At 43.1% G+C, this 23,321-nt stretch carries 18 protein-coding genes; 11 read left to right on the top strand and 7 right to left on the bottom strand.

Annotated elements, in window-relative coordinates; genetic code table 11:
• Window positions 1-169: 169 nt before the first annotated feature.
• From VB775_RS02990 to VB775_RS03000, 3 genes are all read right to left on the bottom strand, one after another.
• On the bottom strand, window positions 170-1,114 hold the full coding sequence (locus VB775_RS02990; protein ID WP_281007252.1) for an aldo/keto reductase: 945 nt from the start codon (window positions 1,112-1,114) through the stop codon (window positions 170-172).
• 256 nt (window positions 1,115-1,370) lie between these two features.
• Window positions 1,371-2,468 carry a glycosyltransferase family 4 protein gene (locus VB775_RS02995; protein WP_281007251.1) on the bottom strand — a complete coding sequence of 366 codons (1,098 nt, stop codon included), beginning with the start codon at window positions 2,466-2,468 and terminating at the stop codon, window positions 1,371-1,373.
• Between the two features lie 334 nt (window positions 2,469-2,802).
• On the bottom strand, window positions 2,803-3,930 hold the full coding sequence (locus VB775_RS03000; protein WP_281007250.1) for a geranylgeranyl reductase family protein: 1,128 nt from the start codon (window positions 3,928-3,930) through the stop codon (window positions 2,803-2,805).
• 604 nt (window positions 3,931-4,534) lie between these two features.
• Here VB775_RS03000 and VB775_RS03005 point away from each other — a divergent pair.
• Window positions 4,535-5,566: a hypothetical protein gene (locus VB775_RS03005; RefSeq protein WP_281007249.1), complete on the top strand. Its 1,032-nt coding sequence runs from the start codon at window positions 4,535-4,537 to the stop codon at window positions 5,564-5,566.
• Window positions 5,567-5,570: 4 nt separating this feature from the next.
• Window positions 5,571-6,845, top strand: a complete 1,275-nt coding sequence (locus VB775_RS03010) for a DNA cytosine methyltransferase (protein ID WP_281007248.1) — start codon at window positions 5,571-5,573, stop codon at window positions 6,843-6,845.
• A gap of 57 nt (window positions 6,846-6,902) precedes the next feature.
• Here the strand turns inward: VB775_RS03010 and VB775_RS03015 are convergent, their stop codons facing one another.
• Window positions 6,903-7,472: a hypothetical protein gene (locus VB775_RS03015; RefSeq protein WP_281007247.1), complete on the bottom strand. Its 570-nt coding sequence runs from the start codon at window positions 7,470-7,472 to the stop codon at window positions 6,903-6,905.
• Between the two features lie 151 nt (window positions 7,473-7,623).
• On the opposite strand from VB775_RS03015, the gene VB775_RS03020 reads away from it, so the two are divergent.
• The 6 genes from VB775_RS03020 to VB775_RS03045 all read left to right on the top strand — a co-directional run bounded on the left by VB775_RS03020 (window position 7,624) and on the right by VB775_RS03045 (window position 12,446).
• The gene (locus tag VB775_RS03020) at window positions 7,624-10,776 is read left to right on the top strand and encodes a HEAT repeat domain-containing protein (RefSeq protein ID WP_323216632.1); all 3,153 of its coding nucleotides are present in this window, start codon (window positions 7,624-7,626) and stop codon (window positions 10,774-10,776) included.
• A 9-nt stretch (window positions 10,777-10,785) separates the two neighbouring features.
• Window positions 10,786-11,202: a XisH family protein gene (locus VB775_RS03025; RefSeq protein WP_281007245.1), complete on the top strand. Its 417-nt coding sequence runs from the start codon at window positions 10,786-10,788 to the stop codon at window positions 11,200-11,202.
• Window positions 11,190-11,522, top strand: coding sequence for a XisI protein (locus VB775_RS03030; protein ID WP_281007244.1), 333 nt, complete (start codon window positions 11,190-11,192; stop codon window positions 11,520-11,522). The genes VB775_RS03025 and VB775_RS03030 overlap by 13 nt, the downstream gene beginning before the upstream one ends.
• Before the next feature lie 4 nt (window positions 11,523-11,526).
• Window positions 11,527-11,745: a hypothetical protein gene (locus tag VB775_RS03035; protein WP_281007243.1), complete on the top strand. Its 219-nt coding sequence runs from the start codon at window positions 11,527-11,529 to the stop codon at window positions 11,743-11,745.
• A 66-nt stretch (window positions 11,746-11,811) separates the two neighbouring features.
• A complete protein-coding gene (locus VB775_RS03040; protein ID WP_281007242.1) occupies window positions 11,812-12,105 on the top strand; it encodes a DUF433 domain-containing protein in 294 nt (97 codons plus the stop codon).
• The gene (locus VB775_RS03045; RefSeq protein WP_281007241.1) at window positions 12,102-12,446 is read left to right on the top strand and encodes a DUF5615 family PIN-like protein; all 345 of its coding nucleotides are present in this window, start codon (window positions 12,102-12,104) and stop codon (window positions 12,444-12,446) included. The genes VB775_RS03040 and VB775_RS03045 overlap by 4 nt, the downstream gene beginning before the upstream one ends.
• On the opposite strand, the gene VB775_RS03050 is transcribed toward VB775_RS03045, so the two are convergent.
• Complete coding sequence (locus VB775_RS03050; RefSeq protein WP_281007240.1) at window positions 12,443-14,425, bottom strand: cation:proton antiporter; 1,983 nt, start codon at window positions 14,423-14,425, stop codon at window positions 12,443-12,445. The two genes, VB775_RS03045 and VB775_RS03050, sit on opposite strands and share 4 nt — an antisense overlap.
• Before the next feature lie 49 nt (window positions 14,426-14,474).
• Window positions 14,475-16,061, bottom strand: a complete 1,587-nt coding sequence (locus VB775_RS03055; protein WP_281007239.1) for a Ppx/GppA phosphatase family protein — start codon at window positions 16,059-16,061, stop codon at window positions 14,475-14,477.
• 414 nt (window positions 16,062-16,475) lie between these two features.
• Here VB775_RS03055 and VB775_RS03060 point away from each other — a divergent pair, with 414 nt between their 5' ends.
• The 3 genes from VB775_RS03060 (at window position 16,476) to VB775_RS03070 (ending at window position 20,347) form a co-directional block, all read left to right on the top strand.
• A complete protein-coding gene (locus VB775_RS03060) occupies window positions 16,476-17,573 on the top strand; it encodes a response regulator (RefSeq protein ID WP_281007238.1) in 1,098 nt (365 codons plus the stop codon).
• Between the two features lie 368 nt (window positions 17,574-17,941).
• On the top strand, window positions 17,942-19,027 hold the full coding sequence (locus tag VB775_RS03065; protein ID WP_281007237.1) for a hybrid sensor histidine kinase/response regulator: 1,086 nt from the start codon (window positions 17,942-17,944) through the stop codon (window positions 19,025-19,027).
• Window positions 19,028-19,150: 123 nt separating this feature from the next.
• Entirely contained in the window at window positions 19,151-20,347 is a 1,197-nt protein-coding gene (locus tag VB775_RS03070; protein ID WP_281007236.1) for a Coenzyme F420 hydrogenase/dehydrogenase, beta subunit C-terminal domain, read from the top strand.
• A 225-nt stretch (window positions 20,348-20,572) separates the two neighbouring features.
• On the opposite strand, the gene VB775_RS03075 is transcribed toward VB775_RS03070, so the two are convergent.
• A complete protein-coding gene (locus VB775_RS03075; protein ID WP_281007235.1) occupies window positions 20,573-23,299 on the bottom strand; it encodes a CBS domain-containing protein in 2,727 nt (908 codons plus the stop codon).
• Window positions 23,300-23,321: the final 22 nt, after the last annotated feature.

Here is a 23,321-nt window from a genome sequence, read left to right on the forward strand (position 1 = left end):
CACCTTACGCAGATAGAAAATCTGCCCTCATCCCCCAACCCCTTCTCCCAAGAGGGGAGAAGGGGAGTAAGAGACATTTTTGGATTTTTCTTGTCCCCCTCTCCCTCTTTGGGAGAGGGGCTAGGGGTGAGGGTCTTAAAACCTTCTGCGTAACATGAGTAATTAAGGACTAAATTTTAGGAGCGTTAAGGCGGAGTAGTTCTACTTCTTCGGGTGTTAATGACCAACCTAAAGCACCAGCATTTTGTTTAGCTTGATTGGCATTCTTCGCCCCAGGGATGGGGATGATATTTCCTTGGGCAACTAGCCAATTTAAAGAAACCTGAGCCAGTGTTTTATCATATTTTTCAGATAGATCCTTTAGCGCCGAGAATAGAGGCTCTAGTTTTTGCAAGCCCTTAGGACTAAAACGCGGATCAATGCGCCGCGCACCTTGAAGAGTCTTTACAGATTCTGGCGTGTATTTCCCCGTTAATAAACCTTGAGCAAGGGGACTATAGGCAAGAATCGTCACTCCCAACTGTTTAGCCTTTTCGAGAGTTCCATTCTGCTCAATTTGTCTGGTTAATAAAGAGTAAGGAACTTGATTCACCGCTAGAGGAATGCCCTTTTCGGCAAGATATTGATGAGCTAGCGCCATTTGAGCCGCAGAATAATTGCTGACTCCCACCGATTGAATCCGTCCTTTTTTCACTTCTTCTGCAAGAACTTCCATAAAGTCCTTGGTCTTGAGTAGAAATTCTAAAGGCCAGTGAATTTGATAGAGACTAATTTGCTCTGTTTGCAAACGCTCCAGACTAGCGGTTAGAGCATCAGCGATCGCCGATTTTTGCCAACGCCAAGGTAATGGGAAATATTTGGTCGCAATCTGCACTGGTTGGGAAGTTTGCTTGCAGAACTGGCCAATCAAGCGTTCTGACTCACCAAATCCATAGACTTCGGCAGTATCAAAAAATGTGATTCCTGCATCAACAGAAGCTTGAAATGCTTCTGCTACATCTTTTGCTCCAAAATCCTTACCGTAAGCCCAAAACAGGGTGTCACCCCATGCCCATGTTCCCACACCTAGCGCAGTTACAGTTGGACCATTGGAGCCGAGCTTGATAGTTTGCATATGTCTTTGATTAAACTTTTCCAAATAATTACTGATGTTACGTGGAAGGAATTCTTGCGATGGCGTAAGTCTAGGGCTGGCACGGGGGCGCAGCCCCTACAAGATCTAAAATTTACAGGTAGGGGCAATCCCCCCGTGGTTGCCCTGTTATGCTAGCTGCAAGAGGTTCATTATCTGAATTCCACGTAACATCAGTAATTATAACAATCATCACCAGAGGATGGCGGCGCTTCGCGTTGCCATCCTCTGGTTTTTTTTAGATAATTTGCGTCTTGCCATAGCTTGAAATCAATTTGTCAAACCATTTTTCTAGGCGATCGCCCCATACTTCTAGAGAATATTCCGCTTCAAGTTGTTGGCGACAGGTAATGCGATCAATTTGGTCTAATTTAGAAATTGCTTCAATCAAACCAGACACACTTCCCATTTCCACAAGAAATCCTGTTTTGCCATGCCGAACGATCTCAGTAAGTCCTCCAGAACGATAGGATATTACAGGCACACCACAGGCAAACGCCTCAATCGCCGCATTCCCGAACGCTTCAACCCAACGGGGAGTCATTAATAAAGCACTACATTGTCCTAGTTTTTGCTGCAAACCATCAGTAGATAAAAATCCTTCATAATGAAGTTCAGCTTTAGGAAAAGATGCTTGAATATCCAGCCAATAGCTCTGATCTTGAATTAATCCGAAAATATGCAAAGGGAACCCACTTTCCTGTGCTGCCTCAACAGCATCCTCTAACCCCTTTTCGGGAGAAATACGTCCGACCCATGCAAGACTTGGTTTATCTGGCTTAGTGACAAAATTATATTGCGTTACATCAATCCCCTTACCCATAATCATCAGGCGATCGCCATGACTAAAAGTATCTGCACAGGCACGAGTATTCACCGCGATCGCATCAGGGCAAAGCGCTGAGATTTTCGATACCATCCCATCCATTACAGGCGAAAGTGACGACATGCTGATCCAATGGGCGATCGGGCGGCGAAAAAATGGTGTGAGGTACAGAGGTAGCCAATCGTAGGCAAAGTTAAATAACAAATCAAACTGATCCTGTGATTCCCTCGCATAGCTCCACATATTTTCCAGAACCGAGTTTTGAGGAAGGACAACCATATCAGCGCCGACTTGAGTTTGCGCTGAAGTTTGGATAGTTCCTGCTATTTGAGTCAGTTTGGTGACATTGGTAACGGAACCTTCAGGGGCGACGATTTCCACTTCATGCCCTTTAGCAATTAGAGCTTTCGCCGCATTTTGCAAGGTCAATTCCACCCCCCCACCGATTCCCGATCCCAATGCTCCTACAGGAGTAGATAGAAATAGCAATCGATAATTTTTTTTAGTCATATTTTTACTTTGTACTGATGTTACGTGGAAGGAATTCTTGCAATGGCGTAAGTCTAGGTCTGGCACGGGGGCACAGCCCCTACAAGATCTAAAATTTATAGGTAGGGGCAATCCCCCCGTGGTTGCCCTGTTATGCTAACAGCAAGAGGTTCATTATCTGAGTTCCACGTAACATCAGTTTGTACTTTTAGGAATTATGCAAATAAACCAAGAACTCAAGTTCTTGGCTAAAAGCTCAAGTCTGGTGAAGCAGACTAAAGAATCTAAACAACCCGTTTCAACGGGTTTGAGCTTTTAGCCCGCACTTGAGTGCAGGGCTACGCCACCTCTTCTTTTACTTCATGCCCATTAGTCCCTTAGTTAGGCGCTTAATGGCGGCTCCTGCCACATCGCGATAACGCATCTCACCACAGAGAATCTTGCCCATGCGCTGACTAGCACTAGGACGCTTCACTCCCATCTTGTAGCCAAAACTAGGAATGCGATAGAAAATATTGGCAATACGTTGCGCCCATACCATGTCTTCTCCCCATTCTTCTTGAACTTTGAGAGTATATTGCTTAAGCGCATCAGCATTACCACCGATCGCTTCATCGATCGCTTGACCTGCAAACATACCAGTTAAGAGTGAAGGACGGATGCCCTCAGCAGTGAATGGATCGACGATACAAGCCGATTCGCCTGTGAGTAGCGCATTTTGAGTATGCAGTGGTTGGTGACCATCCCATAGGCAAATGGGATGTCCAAATTGCTTCATGGAAGTGACGTTAATTCCAAATTCCTGAGCATATTTCGCGGCAATCTCCTTGAGATTTTGCTTTTCGCCACCGATAAAAGTCCCTGCTCCGATGGAATAACCGTCAGCCTTTGGGAAGTTCCAAATATATCCATTTTGAACAGAGCCAAAATCAAAGTGAGCAGCACTGACATCGGGGGCAGGGTGTGGTGCTTCCACTTCGAGAGCTGCTCCCATACGACGCTTGCGCTCTTTAAATCCTAGCCATTTTGCCATGGAGCCTTTTGCCCCATCAGCAGCAATTACATATTTAGCTTCAAAAACATCATTTTCGGTTTTGACTAACCAGCGATCGCTTTTCCACTCAATCCCTGTAACGCCAGTGTTATCGCGAAGTTCTACGCCTAGTTTTTGGGCTTGCTGCACAAGGTGATGGTCAAAAACATCGCGTCGCACCATCCAAACGGGTTCTTTGGTTTCGAGGGCAACGAGTTCAGGATCGCCCATTTGCCATGTGTAGCGAATTTGTTGGACTGTCAGAGATACTGCTGGCGAAAAGTCAAAGTCAAACCACTCTTGTACCATTGGCGAAACGCCACCACCACAGGGCTTGTAGCGAGGCAGGCTCTCTTTTTCGAGTAGCAAAACCGATCGTCCTCGTTTTGCCAAATGATAGGATGCTGAACCACCAGATGGACCTGCTCCCACAACAATGCAGTCGTACATAAGCAAAAATTTTAGGTAAATGTACAAGAAAATCCTTTAGATTCTACCCCTAAAAAGTAAAGTAACGTGCGATCGCCTTTTGGCTTAGACAAGTAAGCAAAAGAAAACTGTAAAGCCACAGATCCCCGACTTTTTTTGTAAATTTGCAAGTTGACTTTGCTTGCTTAGAAAAAGTCGGGGATCTTAAACCTGTACTGTTTAGGAAGCTTGTTTGATTTTTAATCTAAAAAAGTTATGATATAGCAAATATTTCGCCGCTATGTCCTACGGGGTTGATTTACGGCATGGGTGTAGAGATTTGTTTTGATAGTTATTTGCGATCGCTAGCATCGGGTGTGTAATCCATAAATGCTTCTCCCAACAATAGTTTAGAGCCATTTGTTTTAAAAAACGTAATGCGTAAACTGGAGCATCAGCGATCGCTAATTCAATCGGGATATTGTAACTTGATAATTTAAGCTGATTTTAAGCTGTTATTGTTGTAGTTCCTGACTCAAAGATATTAGACAGTGCTATGTTTTACGGGGTTGATTTACATCATGGGCGCTGAGATTGGTTAAGTTTTTGGTAAGCTGTAACCAATGGTAAGTCAGGAAAAGCAAAGTTGAACTACAAGCGTACATTTGCAGAACTGGAGAAAAAAGCTGTCAAGTGGTGGCCGAAGGAATTAGAAGCAACGGTTGCTGCCGAGAGTGCTATTACCAAGTTAATTGCAACACAAGAACGGTTTATCAGTATTCTGAAACTGTCAGGCGATAATCCTGATCAAGTCTTTGATGTTTTGATAGCATCGGGAATGTCGGCAAATCTGTTCCTAAAACATCTGGTTATTCTCGCTGATTATGGAGGCGAATTAATTAAGCGATTGGGGCGAGAGTTTACAGAAACCTTTGCAGTCGATCCAGTTATAAATCGGCGAGTGATGCAGTATGTTTTTCGGGGAAAGAGCGAAGTATATGAATTTCAAGTTTTACCTGTTAATGGATTGGGTAATACAAAGCTAGATATTGATGGTGTTTCAATTACTAAGGTAGTTCCGTTATCTCCATTGCACAAAGACATGATCATGATTCTTTTGCATGGCGCAACTTCGGATGTCGCTCATTTAGCCGCCTTAGAGAAATGTGAAATCGGTGTTTTACTGGGTGATGAAATAGCGATCGATAAGTATGTTCGTGAAAAATATTTGTATGTCAGTAGAATTACGACAGGGGCAAATACCAATAGTCTTGGACAAATTGCTCAATCTTATGTATTAGAGACTTTACGAGGGTTTCTATCACAAGATTACCAATTAACTCGCAATGGTTCCATTATCCTAAATGGCTACGACAAGAGTGATGGAATGCCATTTGATGTAGTCGTCCAAAGGAATGGAAAGAAAATAGGCATAGAAGTTAGTTTTCAAGTGACGACCAATAGTGTGATTGAGCGTAAATCTGGTCAAGCAGAAAATCGCTTTAGATTGATGAATGAAAATGGCTTTTTGATTGCCTATGTGATTGATGGTGCTGGTAATTTTCAGAGATCGTCAGCTATTGGAACTATCTGCAATTTTAGCGATTGTACAGTTGCTTACTCAAAAGAAGAAATCGCAGTTTTAGCAAACTTTATTCAAGAGAAATTAAATAGTTAATTAAATGATTAATTTTATTGATTTATTTGCTGGTATTGGTGGAATGCGTTTGGGCTTTGAGCAAGCGATGCAGGAGATTGGCATCCAAACTAAATGTGTATTGTCTTCAGAAATAGATAAATATGCTCAAGAGACGTATGAACTTAACTATCAAGAGAAGTCAGAGGGGGACATTCACGATATTAAAGAATTTCCGAAATTTGATTTTTTACTTGCAGGGTTTCCTTGTCAGCCATTTTCATACGCTGGCAAACAAAAAGGCTTTGTGGATACTAGAGGAACCTTGTTTTTTGAGATTGAAAAACTTTTAAGTGAATATCAACCAAAAGCATTTTTACTAGAAAATGTTCGGGGTTTAACTAGTCACGATCAAGGACGTACTTTCAAGACAATTATTGAGCGATTACAAAATTTAAACTATGGGGTGTCTTATCTAATTTTAAATAGTTCAAACTTTGGTATTCCTCAAAATCGTATCCGTGTATATATTTTAGGGCTTTACAATCAACAGCCAATTTTATCTCTGAAATCTGACTTGGGCGCGACTGATTCCCATGATTTTAAGCGATCGCTTAGTCAGCTTACTTTATTTGATTCATTTACTAATAATACTAAAGTTGTTGCTGATATTTTAGAAGCAAATCCAAGTGCTAAGTATGATTGTTCTAAGGATTTTACAGCTAGATTATTAAAATTCACAGGCAATAGTCCAGAAAAACTACATGGATATAGATTAATTGATCATCGTAATGGTAATTCAATTCATTCATGGGAATTGGGAATTAAAGGGGAATGTAATGATTTAGAAATTGAGTTTATGAATGAGTTAATTGCTAATAGGCGCAAGAAAAAATTTGGTACGCACCAAGACGGGAAAAAGCTTAATCTTGATGAAATTAAAACCTTTTTTGACCATGAGAACCTTACAGAAATCATGAATGGTTTGATTTGCAAAGGTTATCTCAAAGAGACAGAAGGTAGATATAATCCTGTGGCTGGCAATATGTCCTTTGAGGTATTCAAGTTCTTAGATCCTCAAAGTATATCGATTACACTTGTGTCTAGCGATGCCCATAAGTTAGGCGTAGTTCATAATGGCAGGATACGAAGAATTACGCCCAGAGAATGTGCGAGATTACAAGGATTTCCTGAGTCATTTATTTTGCATCCTAAAGATACTTATGCTTATCGTCAGTTAGGTAATTCGGTGTCAGTACCTGTAGTTAGAGAGGTGATCTTGGATTTGTTCAGTCAAATCAATGTTTTGAGTGTTGCATGAAGTAAAATATTTGAAAAAGCTGAATTTCTCCATGGGTGCTGAGATTTGTCTTGATGGTTATTTGCGATCGCTATTTGGCAACTCATAGGGATCAATGGCATGATCTCTCAACCATGTTTTAAGTTCATTTAGTTCTCGGCGGATGTCATCATCAATCGCAAAACCTTCACCCAAGTTAGAAAGCGCTTTTTCAAGAGCTTTGATTCTTTTTGTAGTTGTGTCGTTTTGCTCTTGCTCCGTCCGAACTACACCAAAAGCATTATCAAATCTGCGTTCTAGAGATTCAGTAGTAAGGGCAATCAACAGCGAAAAGGCTTGTTTATTACCTCGATAGCACTGATAAACCCAATAGATAACTACGACCTCTAGCGGTAAACCTCTAAAGCGACTTTGACCGCGTGATTGTTCGCTATCAATATCAAATATCGCGGGTGTATAACCCTCTCCTGCTAAGCGTTCAAAGGTCTTAGAGTCCAAAAATTCGCGGACGTTTCGTTCACTTAACCCTACTAGATCCGCCGCTTGAGTCTGAGACATTCGATAACTGCCATCGGGTAACATAAAAGCATCGACAGTTAAGGCTCCGATCTCTACGGTGGCACGGGTTGCTTTAATTGATTCACTCATAAGTATTTTGCTTTTAGTTGTTTGTGGTTGTGTTTGGGGGCGATCGCTATTTCAATCGGGATATTTTAACTTGAAAATTTGAGCTAATATTGTTCCAATTCCTGACGCGAAGATATTGTCGCCGCTATGTCCTACGGGGTTGATTTACGGCATGGGTGTAGAGATTTGTTTTGATGGTTATTTACGATCGCTGGTAAGTGCTTATCAGCAGTGGTGGCGTTTGTATACGCTGACGGATGCGACGGGACGGGAAGCGCAACGGGTAGAGCGTGAGCAGATTGCACCTGCTTTTTTTGATTTTGGCTCTGCTTTAGACCTAATGGTGCAGACGGTGGACAAGGAAAAAGTAGAAAGTCAAAAGGAAAAAGGGGAAGAGGAAAAGAAGGAAAAAATTGAGCGGTTGCCTGTGCTGGAGGGGATCTGTAAGTATGCGGCGGAGCATGTGTTGCTGGTGGGTAGACCAGGATCGGGGAAGTCTACGGCTTTGGCGCGGTTGTTGTTGCAGGAGGCGGAAATTGCGTTAAGCGATCGCAACGCGAAAATTCCTGTGTTAGTGGAGTTGCGGTATTTGCCCTCGGAGGCGAATGAGTCGTCTGTATGCGATCGCATTCTTGCCTTTATGCATAAACACGATCCTGCTTTGGATATCGATGAGGCGGGGATTAAGCAGCTATTGCGTCAGGGGCGTTTGTTGCTTTTGGTGGATGGGGTGAATGAGTTGCCATCGGATCGCGGTCGCGCTCAAGTAAATCTCTTTCGGGAGCTTTATCAAAAAACTTGCCCGATGATTTTTACGACGCGGGAGTTGAGTGCAGGTGGGGATTTGGGGATTGCGAAGCGGCTAGAGATGCAGCCTTTGACGGAACCGCAGATGCAGCAGTTTGTGATGGCGTATTTGCCGACACAGGGGGAGAGGTTGTTGCGGCAGTTGTCGGGACGGTTGCGGGAGTTTGGGCAAACGCCTTTGTTGTTATGGATGCTTTGTTCGTTGTTTCAGCAGTCAGAGCAGATTCCACCGAATTTGGGGATGGTGTTTCGTGCTTTTACGGTGGGTTATGGGGACAGAATTAAGCAGGATGTGACGCTATCGAAGGATTCGCGGGCATGGTGGGGGCGGTTGTTGCAGTATCTAGCGTTTAAGATGACCTGTGGCGAAAATCTGACGGAATTGCAGGTGGCAATTTCGCGACGGGAGGCGGAGCAGATTTTGGTGGAGTTTTTGCGGGGGAAAGTGGAGTTTGCGGATGATTGTGCGGTGCGGTGGCTGGAGGATTTGCTGAAGCATCATTTGATTCAGATTAGCAATGACCGCATTGAGTTTCGGCATCAGTTGATTCAGGAATATTATGCGGCGGAGTGGTTGTTGGGGCTGTTGCCGAGTTTGAGTGATGCGCGGTTACGGCAGATCTATCTCAATTATTTGAAATGGACGGAACCTTTGGCGTTGATGTTGGAGTTGGTGGAGAGTGAGGAGCAGGCGGTGCGGGTGGTGAGACTGGCGCTGGAGGTGGATTTACGGTTGGGGGCGAGGTTGGCTGGGGCTGTGAAGTATGGGTTTCAGGAGAAGACTGTTGGGTTGTTGTTGAGGGAAATTGAAGAACGGAAAATTCCTAAGTTATATGCGATCGAGCTTTTAGGAGAAACGAGATCTGATGTTAAGATCGAATTTCTCATTCAAACAATAAAAGAAGATAATCGCTATATTTTTTGGAAAACATCTGAAGCATTAGTAAAGATTAGAAGCAATAAAGCTGCTGAAGTACTCATCGAGTGTTTAAAAAGTAAAGATTCTTATGTACGAATCAATGTAGTGGATGCATTGGGCAGGATTGGCAGTAGAAATGTCATTGAACCTCTTATTCAAGCACTTAAAGATGTAGATTCTTATGTGCGTATAAATGCAGTTGGGGCTTTGGGTAAAATTGGTGATGATATAGCTGTTGAGTTTCTTATTCAATCACTTAAAGATGAAGATTCTTTTGTTTGTATAAATGCAGCAGAGGCTTTGGGTAGGATTGGTGGTGATAAAGTTGTTGAGTCTTTGATTCAATCCCTTGACGATGAATATGCTGAGGTTCGTTGGAATTCGGCTGAGATATTGGGCGATATTGGAAGTGATAAAAGTATTATTCCACTAATTCGATTGTTTAAGGATAAAGATTTTGATGTTCGTAGGAAAGCAACAGAAGCATTGGTTAAAATTGGCAGCAACAAAGTTATTAAGCATCTCATTCAAGTGCTTCAAGATGAAGACTATAGAGTTAGATTAAGGGCAGAATGGACACTAAGCAAAATTGTTGATGGAAAACCTGTAGAACTTCTTTTTAAAGAGCTCAAAGACGAAAATTCCAATGTAATTTGTCACTCGCTAGCATCTGCTAGTACCAAAGCTATTGAATCACTCCTTTTTAGTCTCAGAACGAATGAGACTGATTTGCGTAGGAGTGTTGCAGAGATACTTGGCAAAAATAGCAGTGATAGAAATATCGAATCTCTCATTGCTTTTGAATCTCCCATTCAAGTATCTAAAGATATAAATTCTGAGGTCGAAGATAATTTTGTGGAAATTATTAATACAGAAGTAATTGAAGTTTCTATTAAAGCACTCAAAGATGAAAAGTCTTACGTGCGAGTAGCGGCGGTCGAAGAATTAGAAAAAATTGCTAAAGATGCTCGCAACTTACCCACCCTTACCCAACAACTCCCCCATCTCCTCACCCTCATCCCCACAGAATCCAGCCAACAAGCCCTCTCAGTCATCACCGCCATCCAAGCCCGATGCAAATACTACAACTACGCGATCTACAATACACCTTTGCAGGAAACAGAAAATTATGCTAATCCTGTAGAGAAGATATTACAAGAAATCCATCAAACACTCAAAACCATGTCAGAAACTGGAAAATACAACATAAATTCAGAAGTTGTCCAAATAGTTGAAAAAAACTATGGACAAGTCATTGGCAAAAATTCTGGTCAAGCCATTGGCAAAAAATATGCCAACGATCCAGCCTTGCTACAGACAATAAACGAAATAACCCAAGTCCTCGCCAACTTACAAAAAACTCATCCCACCGCAACCGAAGCCGAAGCCAAAGACATTATCGAAGCAGAATTTAAAGAAATTCAAAACAACCAACCTAATAGATGGGCAACCTTCCGTCAGCAACTCCTCAACCCTGAGCGTTGGCTAAATGGCGGTAAAGCCACAATTAGCGAAATTGTCAAACATTACGCCGAAAACAGCGTATTTCTCAAGGCTGGAGTCGCCTTTCTTGATGGATTTAGCGCCGATGAGGAGTAAAAAAGTAAAATGTCAGCAAAAGATCTCTTTCATGATGCAGTTAGACGAGGGTTAGAAAAAGACCATTGGCAAATAACTAACGACCCCCTAGAACTTGAATGGGAAGAAGTTAAAGTTAAGATTGACCTAGCTGCCGAGCGCTTGATCGCCGCCGAACGAGATCAACAAAAAATTGCAGTTGAAATTAAAAGCTTCATCAGCACATCCGCCATTAGCGACTTTCATACAGCACTGGGGCAATTTCTAAACTATAGAATTATGCTAGAAGTAAATGAACCCGATCGCCAACTTTATTTAGCAATTCCCCTAGATGCCTACGAAACATTTTTTCAAAGCAGCTTTGCCCAAGCATCAATCGATCGCTATCAATTAAAGCTGATTGTTTATGAACCCATCGCTGAGGAGATAATCAAATGGATAAACTAGAAAATTACCGTCTATACATTCAAAATCTTCTGGAAAGGCATAGTCATTTTAAAATTCAAGACGATGTACAGAGTGAGTTGATTTTTGACACCGTGCGCGATCGCTATCAACTGATGCGTATTGGCTGGAAAGGCTTGAAGCGTGTCTATCATACGGTTCTGCATTTCGACATCAAAGACGGAAAAATCTGGCTACAGCAAAACACAACTGATATTGACGTAGGACAAGAGTTAATAGAATTCGGTATTCCCAGAGAAGACATTGTTCTAGGTTTACATCCTCCCTACAAAAGACCCTATACAGGCTATGGAGTAGCTTAAATATATGTCCAACTATCGCGCCTTGCGTCAGGAAATAGAAGAACTTCTGAGCGATCGCATTACAAACGGCTGGCTCGAAGAAGTTGAAGCACGCGATCGCGATCTAACCAGTGGCGAAGTAATTGGCTATCCTGCTAGACAAGTATTTGCAGACCTTCACGACTATCTCAAAAATCTAGAAGACTACGAAGAAAAACTAGTGCGAGGAGAAATCCAATGGTAAAAATTATCAGAGTCGATATCCTCTAATCGATCAATCTAGAGTTTGCAAATTAGAAAGCTAACCCACATGAAAACAGCAACTATCTCCCGTCATGTCACCCGTAACCCTGAAATCCTCTCAGGTGAACCAATCATCGAAGGAACCAGAACACCCGTTAGAGCGATCGTTGAAAACTGGCGCTTAGGAATTAGACCAGAAGAGATTCCATTACACTTACCACACCTAAATCTCGCACAAATCTTTGATGCCCTTAGCTTTTACCTAGACAACCAAGCAGAAATCAACGAATACATCGAACGCAATCACGTCCCCGATGAGCTAGTGCATCCACTTATCAAAGCAAGACTAAATCAAAGATGACTATTTTTGCTCAAATTTACATCGATGAAGATGTGGATATTCTAGTTGCCACCCTACTCATCGCTAGAGGATTGGACGCAACTACAGCAAGACAGCAGAGAACTTTAGGCGAACTCGATCCCCAACAACTAGCTTTCGCAGCATCAATGGGGCGTTGTATGCTAACCCACAACCGACTCGATTTTGAAAAACTACATACGAGTTATGTCTTGAACAACCAGACACACGCAGGAATCATAATCGCCAAACGGAGAAACCCCTATGAAATTGCCGAAAGGGTTGCCATGCTTCTCGATACCCTGACAGCCGATGAAATTGCTAATCAATTGCTTTACATTTAAGGCGATCGCCTATTTAAAATATCCTTTGCCATCTTCAAGAAATAATCTGGGCTAGAAACAACCTCATCATTTTTACTGCGTGAACCAAATCCATTAGAATCACTAGTCTTTTGGGCAATGTCCAGATCCGAAAGAACCATTGGCGTAATGTCTAGGGTATTGGGTGGGAGAACTTCAGATGGAGCAGGGGGTAAAGCTTTAGGAGTATATAGCAAATATAAAATGCGATCGCCTTTTTCCCATATCATATCGGCGGATACAATTTGTAATTGACCTTTGCGCTCAAACAGCAATGGCAGTAATATTCCTGCATTAAACATCGTATTAAAACGATTTAACTGCTCTTGCAGTTCTTCTTCCGTGAGCAAAAATTCGCCAACTCTTACTTCCCGTTGCAGAACATATTGATTCCAAGTCTTAATCGGAACACGGGCGCTAAAAGCTTGCTGGACTTCAGGTTCACCATTGCGATCGCTCTCCGCCTCTTTGATATAAACAGCAAATACCTTAGGCGGATTAAACTCCTTTGCAGCAATTTGAGCAATCACGATATTCACATCGGTATTAATCGTCAGCGCCACAAAGGTTCCCACCGAGTCAAGCCCTGCCTCAGCCAGAGACTTCGCATCTAAACCATTGCTCACAAAAGCGGGAATATTATACTCAGCAGCTTGTTTACAAAGTTCTGCACTAGTGTCAATGATTGCTACACGTTGTCCATTCGCTTGAAATAGTCGCGCCACCAAAATCCCAATTGGATTACTGCCAACAACCACCAATCCAGAAATATCAGGCTGATTGAGTCCTAGAAGTTTTGCCACCAATTTGGCGGATAGTCCTTGCAAAAACACCGTCATCGCGATCGTCAGGAAGACCAACGCCTTAATCGATTCCCCACCATTGACTCCGCGTTCGGTTAATAAAATCGAAAAGAGCGAAGCGACCGAAGCCGCCACAATTCCTCTCGGCGCACACCATGACAAGAAAGCTTTTTGTCGCCAAGTGAAGCTGCTATTCCATGTGCTGACAATCACATTGATCGGACGGACAATAAACATTAGAAAGAGAACTGTCTGCACCCCGCCCCAGCCAAGGGCAAAGATACTGGGAATGGAAAGATTTGCTGAGAGTAAAATAAATAGAACGGAAACCATGAGAGCCACGAGTTGACTCTTAAATTTAAGCAAGGCGCGGCTATTGGGAATGTCAGAAGCCCGTAAGACGATTCCCATCAAGACCACGGCTGTTAGTCCCGATTCACTTTGGATTTCTTGAGCAATGCCGAATAGCCCTAATACCGCCGCCACAACCACCGCACTTTTAGTATCTTCGGCAAGAAATGTAGCCCGTTGCAAAAATTTACCCAATAACCATCCAGCGATCGCCCCTAACACACCGCCAACCCCTAGCCGCAATCCCAAGTCACTAACCACCGCAAAGGCGCTAGAAGTTGGGTTTAAGGCAACATCAAGGACGACCACGGCTAGCACCGAACCGATCGCATCAATTAGCACTCCTTCCCCTTCTAAAATTGTGGCAAGGCGGCGATCGAGTCCCACTTCTTCCACGATTGGATTAACGACCGTGGGGCCAGTGACTACGACTAAAGCCGCATATAAAAAGGCGATCGTCCAAGGAAACTCACTCAACCAATAGGCGGCAATCCCACCACCAATTAGGGTGATCAAGGTTCCAATTGTAATTAAATTGCGTAAACTTGCCGAAACCTTACCCAGTTCCTTTAGTTGCAGATTCAGTCCCCCATCAAACAAAATCAGAGCCACAGAAATCGAAACGATCGCCTCTAAGCCATCCCCCAATAGGCGCGGCTGCACCAAATTTAAGCCATTCCCCCCCAGTGCCACGCCAAAAATCAGCAGAAATACAATGCTCGGCACACGAAAAAAATTCGCTATGACACGGGCAAAAATACCTGCGGCGATCGCAATAATAATGATTAAAGAGAGGGAGCCTTCCATAACATAAATCTCATTAGTAGAGAGGGTTGGCGATTAATGCCAACCCTCTCTACTCTAAGGACACTGACAGCGTAACGTTAAACTGAGCCTCAAAGGGCTGTTTCTTATAATCAAGACTCCAAAGCTCTAGGGTACAGGGATCATGGGGCTGCCTAGGGGTGAGTTGTAACGAGCAAGTACGAGTACGCGGATTACAAACTACCCGAATCGTGGCGATCGCGCCAATTTGCCGACGATCAAGGGCTGTCGCTAAACGCAAAAACGTACTCGCTTGACGTACAAATAACTTTAAATGCTCATTATCTAAACGCTGGAAATTGTCATGTTTTTTCTTGGGTTCACTCTTACGGTGATAACGAGCGAGATTGGCGATCGCCTCAATCTCAGACTCGGTATATCCCAATAACTCACCATTACGAATCAAATAATAGGAATGCTTGTGGTGAGCATCGTGGCTAACGTGATGCCCTGCGTTATGCAGCATCGCCGCCGCCCAGAGCAGATGCCTCTCATCATCACCCCACTCATGGAAAATCCCCTTTGTTTGATCGAATAAGCTCAGCGCATGTTCCGCCACATGTTTGGCGTATTTCGTATCAATGCCATATTTATCAGCAAGTTTGAGAATACTGCGATCGCGAACTGTGCTTTGATAGCGCCACCCATCCTCAATATAGCCATGACGGATCATCCAATCCACCACCACGCCTTCACGCAAGGCTCGCTGACAGAGCATGATTTTGGGAACTCCCAAGAGGCGCATGGTTTCCAAAAGAACTACAGCTCCCGCTAGGATAATCTCGGCTCTCTTTTGCCGAACCATGACTGTGCGTTCTTCTAAATTCGCTCGACGTAACCGCCAGACGATATTTTCTAAATCAGTAAAGGGAAGCTCATAACCTTGCAGAGGATTAGGAACTAATCCTAGCTTTTCCTTGGCATGTAAAGAGATCAACGTCTCAATAGTGCCAGATGTACCGATCGCCTTTAACGTTTTACCCTCAAGTTTGTTCTTAAGCAACAATCTCAAATCATCGGTGGGGCGCTCAATCGAACCAAGAATATAACCCAATAGGCGATCGTATTCCGTTTGGGAAATGGGATCAGTTTTGACAAACAAATCCGTTAACCTAACAGCGCCAATCTTCGTACTACTAAGATGCATCGGATCGCGACCATCGCCCAAGATCATTTCCGTAGAACCACCCCCAATATCAATCAGAAGATGCGGCTCATCCTTGAGTTCCATCGCCGAAATGACACCTAAATAGATGCGTCTGGCTTCCTCCTGTCCTGAGATAACTTCAACATGCAAGCCTATTTCTTCATAAATGCGGCGGATAAAATCATGCCCATTAGGAGCCTCTCTTGTCGCACTGGTCGCTACAGCCACGATTTCTTCAACCTTAAAAGTACGACAAATCTCTTGACAGCGCTTTAGAGCTTCTAGCGATCGCTTCATCGCATCTTCAGTCAAGTTTCCTGTTTGAGCGCAGCGCTCTCCTAGTCTCACGGTCGCCTTCTCTGACTCAATCACACTAAAACTAGGGATCGAAGTCTGAATTTGCACAATCACCATATGAATGGAATTTGTGCCAACATCGATCGCTGCTAGAGTTTTGACATCTGAAGTCATGGGCTATTTCCGCGAAATTAATTGCAAACCCGAATTTTGTAAGGTTGCGCCCCTACGGGGTACAACCTTACAAAATTTAGATAAATTACTTTGTACAAGTACTTAAGCCATGGTAAATGAAAACCTGTCAGAATAGAAGATATAGTCAGTTAATACCAAAACACAAAATGGCTAAGTCACTTTGTGTTTTTAAAACCCTTGCTAGGTTTGAGTTGTAATTTAAAAAAGTGTGACAACTTTTTTTGAGTTGGTATAACCTATGTCTGTAAAGTTACAGTAATTAACGATCAAACGAATCTCAAGAAATTTTTGGGAAGTGGTACTTTCTACCACTTTCCAAAAATTCCTTGGTTCGGGTTTGAGCAAAGTATTGTAGATAGCTATTAGCGCCGTCTTAAGCCAAATATGAACAGTATGGGCAATAAACAAGTAATTTTAGTTGTAGATGATGAGCCAGCTAATTTTGATGTGATTGAGATTTTGCTGTTTAAAGAGGGATATGATCTGCACCATCGGGACAGTGGAGCCGATGCGATCGCCTCTCTTGAGAGCATTAATCCCGATCTGGTTTTACTAGATGTAATGATGCCAGATATGGACGGCATCGAGGTCTGTCAAAGGCTTAAGAACGATCACCAATGGCAGCATATTCCGATTATTATCGTTACGGCTCTATCGGATAAAGAAGATCTCGCCCGTTGCATTGATGCAGGAGCCGATGATTTTATTAGTAAGCCCATTAACAGTACGGAACTCCGCGCCCGTGTGCGATCGATGTTGCGGATCAAGTCGCAATACGATCACATCCAACGGACAATTATGTTGCGCGAAGAAATGATGCAAACCATAGTTCATGATCTTCGTAATCCTTTAATTGGCATCTTATTAGGTTGTGACTCTCTCAAAGTCTTGGATCTACCCGATCGCGCTAAAAAGAGAATTGCCCAAATTGGTCAAACAATTGAGCAAATGCGTTTGCTGGTGGATGACATTTTAACCATCGGTAGAATCGAGGCTAATAAACTTATTCTCAATCATAGTAAATTTGATATAACCGAGATCGCAAAGTCAGTGATTGAGGATTTTGAAGCTATCTCTACCAATAAACAGATTCAAATCTTAGGTGAATTCCCCCCAGAACCAGCCTATATATCTGGTGATATGCACTTAATTCGCCGTGTATTGGACAATTTAGTGGATAATGCGCTGAAGTTTTCCCCTCAGCAAAGTTCGATTATCCTCAGAGTCGAAAGTTTACCCAAAAATCCCGATCGCCAAGATCTGATCAAGATTGAAGTAATTGATTGTGGTATTGGCATCAGTCCCGAACAAAAACAAGTAATTTTTGAAAAGTATGAAGTTGGTAATATTGTGACGGGTATTTCCCAAATTGGCTTAGGATTATCTTTTTGTAAGATGATGGTTGAAGCACATCATGGAGTGATCTCGGTGACCAATAATCAACCTAAAGGCTCAATTTTCACAATTTTACTAGATAGCTACTCAAAATAGCGTGGCAACGATTTGCGCCGCTACTTTGTTTTGGGGTTCATATACTTGACGCACCAAATCTCTACCCCCCCTCTAACTCCCCCTTGGGAAGGGGGAGAACTTAGACTTCCCCCCTTCCCAAGGGGGGAATGAGGGGGGTGAAAATTTACATGGTGTGTCAGGTATATTAACGCCTTAATTTTGAGGTTTAAGTTTCCTAAGCAAACTTACTACCCTTTGCGCTTAATCCCGAACACAGCAATTTTCATAAAATCCTTGCTCCGCGAGGATTTTATGAAAATTGCTGTAATTCGTTTAATTCGGAAATAGCTGTAGTTGATCGGCTATAACACTAAATGGGTAATATGTGAATAAAAACGGTCAAAAGCATGACATGTATACTAGTCATCGAAGATGAAGACTTAATTCGAGAATCCTTGGAAGACCTCCTCTCTTTAGAAGGATTTGAAGTCATTACGGCGGAAAACGGGGAAAGAGGCGTAAATCTGGCAAGTCAAAGACATCCCGACTTGATTCTTTGTGACGTAATGATGCCAATCCTCAATGGCTATGAAGTCCTCGAACAATTACGCCAAGATAAAGCATTAGGTACTGTACCTTTTTTATTTTTAACCTCGATGATGGATCGGCGTAGTACTCGCAAGGGTATGGCTTTGGGGGCTGATGATTATTTAGAAAAGCCCTGTACAAAGGATGAATTGCTAGAAGCGATCGCTGTGCGTCTAGGCAAGCAACAGGCTATAGACAAACGCATTGAGGAAAAAATGGAAGCATTGCGAACTAGCATTACGTTATCTCTACCCCATGAGTTGCAGACTCCACTTTCAGGAATTATGGGGCTGTCAGAATTGATGATGATGCAAAATGAAGAGCTACTTCCCGATGAAGTTTATGAATATGCGGATGGTATTCATAAGTCGGCGAAGCGTCTCTATCGTCTGATCCAAAACTATCTACTTTATAGCCGATTAATGGTGATGCGATCGCATGGTCAGACTCTATTTACTTCAACTTATCCCTGTAGTAGCCAAATGATTATTAGCAATTTAGTCGATCACAAGGCGAGATCATACGATCGCTTGGATGACCTAGAGCTAAATCTTACTAATGTAGATCTAGCCGTCTCGTCAGAAGATTTGACTAAAATCACAGAAGAGCTAATCGATAATGCCTTTAAATATTCTCCACAAGGCAGCAAGGTAGTGATCAATAGTCAGATTATTGACACAGCATGGGTGTTGACGATACAGGATCATGGACGGGGCATGAATGACCAACAAATCGCTAACATCGGTGCATTTATCCAGTTTGAGCGACAATTCTATGAACAACAAGGTATTGGATTAGGTTTGTCTTTAGCAAAGACTTTGGTTGAGTTTTATGGCGGTAACGTCGTCATTCAAAGCCAAGAAAATGTAGGTACAAAGCTTTGTATCTCAATTCCTTTAGTTTAAACAGAGAGGGGCGCTTTGCGCCCCCTTTGTCTAAGCTAAGAAGAATGCTTTGCGTTCTCAGATATCCTCAACACCCCAAAAAAGTTATGATCTAGCAAGATCAATTTAGTCAGAAATAGCAAAATGTCGGTTGCCCCATCCCATCGCAAAGCCAAAGCCCTTGCAGATACAAAGCGTCGTCCTGCGAAAGAATTATGCAGTGAGTGTGGTCTCTGTGATACCTATTACATTCATTATGTCAAAGAGGCTTGCGCGTTTATCACACAGCATATTGACGAACTCGAAACTCAGTCCCACGGTCGATCGCGCGATCTTGATAATGAGCAAGAACTATACTTTGGTGTACACCAAGAAATGATCGCCGCCCGTAAAACTGAACCCATTGAAGGAGCGCAATGGACGGGAATTGTATCTACCTTAGCGATCGAGATGTTAGAGCGTGGCTTGGTTGAAGGTGTAGTTTGTGTGCAATCAAGCAAAGATGATCGCTTTAAACCGCAGCCTATAATTGCCCGAAATCGTGAGGAAATTTTGGCGGCGCGGGTGAATAAACCGACACTTTCGCCCAATCTTTCAGTTTTAGAGCAGATCGAGCAGTCGGGGATCAAGAGGCTTTTGGCGATCGGTGTAGGTTGCCAAATTCAAGCTTTACGCACCGTCGAGAAAAAACTGGGCTTAGAAAAACTCTATGTATTGGGGACACCCTGTACGGATAATGTCACGCGAGAAGGGTTACAGAAATTTCTGGATACCACCAGCCGATCGCCTGAAACGGTAGTGCATTATGAATTCATGCAGGACTTTAACGTGCATTTCAAGCATTCCGATGGTTCGACGGAGTTAGTACCTTTCTTTGGCTTAAATACAAAGGAACTCAAGGATGTATTTGCGCCATCCTGCATGACTTGCTTTGATTACACCAATGCTCTCGCTGATATCGTTGTGGGCTATATGGGCGCAACCTTTGGCTGGCAATGGATCGTGGTGCGAAACGAGACTGGCAAAGAGATGCTGGAGTTAATCAAGGATCAATTGCAGACTCAGCCTGTGATCTCTGGAGGCGATCGCCGTGCGGCTGTGCAACAGGGTATCTCGGCATACGATCAAGCAGTGACTTTACCAATTTGGCTAGCTTGGATCATTAGCTTTGTAGTGAATAAAATTGGACCAAAAGGTTTGGAATATGGGCGGTTTTCCATAGATTCTCACTTTGTCCGCAATTATCTCTACGTGCGCCGCAACTATCCCAAAAAACTAGAAGCCCACGTCCCTGAATTTGCGAAGCGAATTATCGCGCAGTACCAGTTACCAAAAGTGTAGTTTTATAGCTGTCGCCAAGCCCAAGAATTGAATGGCGGCGCTTTGCGCCGCCATTCAATTCTTGGGTTTTAATTTGAGCCCAAATAGTGAGAGGCGGCGCAAAGCGCCGCCTCTCACTATTTGGGTTTTATGTCCTAACAAGAATGGCGAAAGCTATATAAAATTCAAGAAGACGAGTGGCGGTGCTTCGCACCGCCACTCGTCTTCTTGGGTTTGGTCGGTTTTTTATTTTACGGATTCTAAAACTTGCTGAATTAAGAGATTAAGTTGTTTGAGCTTGACGGGTTTAGAGAGATAGTCATTAGCTCCTGCTGCTAGACATCGATCGCGATCGCCTGCCATAGCCAGAGCCGTTAAGGCGATAATCGGAATATTAACTAAATTGGGATCGAGACGAATTTGTTTAATTGCCTCTAATCCATCAATAACTGGCATCTGGATATCCATCAAAATCAAATCGGGCTGCTCTGCTTTGGCAAAATCGATCGCCTGTTGTCCATCAGTTGCCAATAAAATGCGGTAGCCCTTAGCTTCGAGGTAACAGGAGAATGTAGCAATATTAGCCTCGTTGTCTTCTGCCAGCAAAATTAAGGGTGAAATTAGTCCTTCAGTTTGGCTTTGACCGATCTGAGACTGTCCTGACAAGTCCTGCTCAGTTTGTTCTTCGATTGCTGGATCGCCGATATTAATGGGAAGATTAATCGCAAAGCAACTACCGACTCCCACCTCGCTTGTCAGTTCTACAGTTCCTCCATGAAGTTCTACAAGCCTTTTGACTAAAGCCAAACCCAATCCAGTACCTTTATATTGGCGGTTCAGCGCACTATCGATTTGGATAAAAGGCTGGAACAGCTTCTGGATGTTCTCTGCCGAGAGTCCTATTCCAGTATCAATCACGGCTATCTTTATGTAATTTAGAGGCGTTAGATTAGTTGTACTACTTTCAAGTTGAACTTGTGATACTTCTAACGTGATTGTCCCTCCTTCTAGAGTAAATTTAACAGCATTATTTAGCAGATTGATTAAGACTTGTCGAATCCGCCTTTCATCTAGCATTATTTCTGGTAAATACTTAGGAATTCTCGTTATTAATTGAATTCGCTTTGTTAATGCTTGCTGCTTGATAAATGCTAAGCTCGAATTGCAGAGGCTGTCGAGATCTGTCGCTGTTAGCTCTAGCGTGACTTGTCCAGACTCTATTTTGGCAACATCAAGAATATCATTAATCAATGCTAAAAGATGCGTACTGCTACTCTCAATGGTTTGCAATGCTTTAAGCTGACGCTCATTAATACTGCCAAATATTTCGTCCTGTAGAGCTTCATTCATTCCCAAAATCGAATTGAGCGGTGTCCGCAGTTCGTGGCTCATATTGGCGAGAAATTCGTCTTTGAGTCTGGTTGCACGGGCGAGTTGTTGATTGGCTTCTGTTAATTGTTGTTGAGCTTGTTGGCGTTCCGCAATTTCTTGTTGAGATTGCGAATATAGACTAGCTTGCTGAATAGCGATCGTTAATTGATTCGCAATTTGTTGGACTAAATTAATTTCATGATCTTGCCATTGGCGAGTGTTAGCGCATTGATGGATGCATAGCAAGCCCCATAGGTTGTTGCCACGTAATAATGGCATCACTAGATTTGCCCTTACCTGAAGCTTGGTTAAGGCAATACGGTAACAGTCCATCAGACCAGCGTTATCTATATCATTCACGACCTGTATTCGACCTTGGGCATAGGCGGCGGCATAGCCTTCGCCAAAGCAATGGTCAGGAATGCGAACTTTCATGACGGAGAACAATCCATCGGCAACGGATTCCGCAACAAATTCGCCATCATCAAAATTAGAATCAGGATCGAGTTTAAAAATACCGACGCGATCGCATTGCAGTAATTGCTGAATTTCTTGACAAGCGGTATCAAAAATTATTGGGAGATCGAGGGATTGACGGATACGTTGAGTAATTCCAACCTGAAGTTCTAACTCAATATTGCGATTTTCTAACAGAGCTACTTTTTCTGATTCTAGTTGTTCTACTTTTGCTTCTAAAACCTTGGCTAAATTATATATTTCAATCGGATTTAAGGCTTGGAGCAAACTGGTCTGAGTGACGATTCCTAATAGTTCGCCAAATTCACCTGTCACCGCCAAGCGCCGAACCAACCTTTGCTCCATAATTTGCTGCACCGTCAATAGGTTATCCTCTGGCGTGACCGCAAAAATCGGCGTACTCATCACCGTATGCGCGATACAGGTTTCAAGGTTTAATCCTAGAGCTTGAAACTGCACAACATCACGCTCGGTCACTATGCCCACAGGAATCTGTAGGGAGGTATCAGTAATGCATGTCTCAACAATCATCACCGAACTAATTTTCTGCCCTGCCATCATTTGTGCGATCTCCAACATCGAGCGATCGGGAGCAGCACTCACTACATCAGGAGTCATCACCTCAGACACCAATCGCAGCCGCATGAGATCGATGGGTCGAGAAATTTGGCGTAAACTTTCATGAGTTACCATTCCCACAAGGAGATCTCGATCATCGAGAAGTGGCAAATGGCGAATGTGGTATTGCTGAAGTAGGTTGACTGCTAACAATAAATCTGTAAGGTCAGACTCGCGCATAGTAACCACAGGATGACCCATCACCTCTTGGACTAATAGACGATTAAGGTCTTGCTGCTGAGCGCTGAGGCGTACCACATCGCGCTCGGTCACTACACCGATCAACTTTTCATCTTCTAATACCAAGACACAGCTAGATCTTGCCTCTTGCTGAAATTGTTGCTGATGATTGTCGCTATGATTCTCCGCATCACATTGCGCTCTCCCACTACTCATTAAGGCGATCGCCTCCATGACAGTTGCTTCAGCATTAACGATCAACGGTTCACGAATAATTGCTGACTTTAGTTCAGATAATTTAGATGATTTGATTATGGCTGTATCCACATGCTTCCTCTATTCAAAATTC

Source organism: Pseudanabaena sp. CCNP1317, from assembly GCF_034931345.1.
Lineage (GTDB): Bacteria > Cyanobacteriota > Cyanobacteriia > Pseudanabaenales > Pseudanabaenaceae > Pseudanabaena > Pseudanabaena galeata.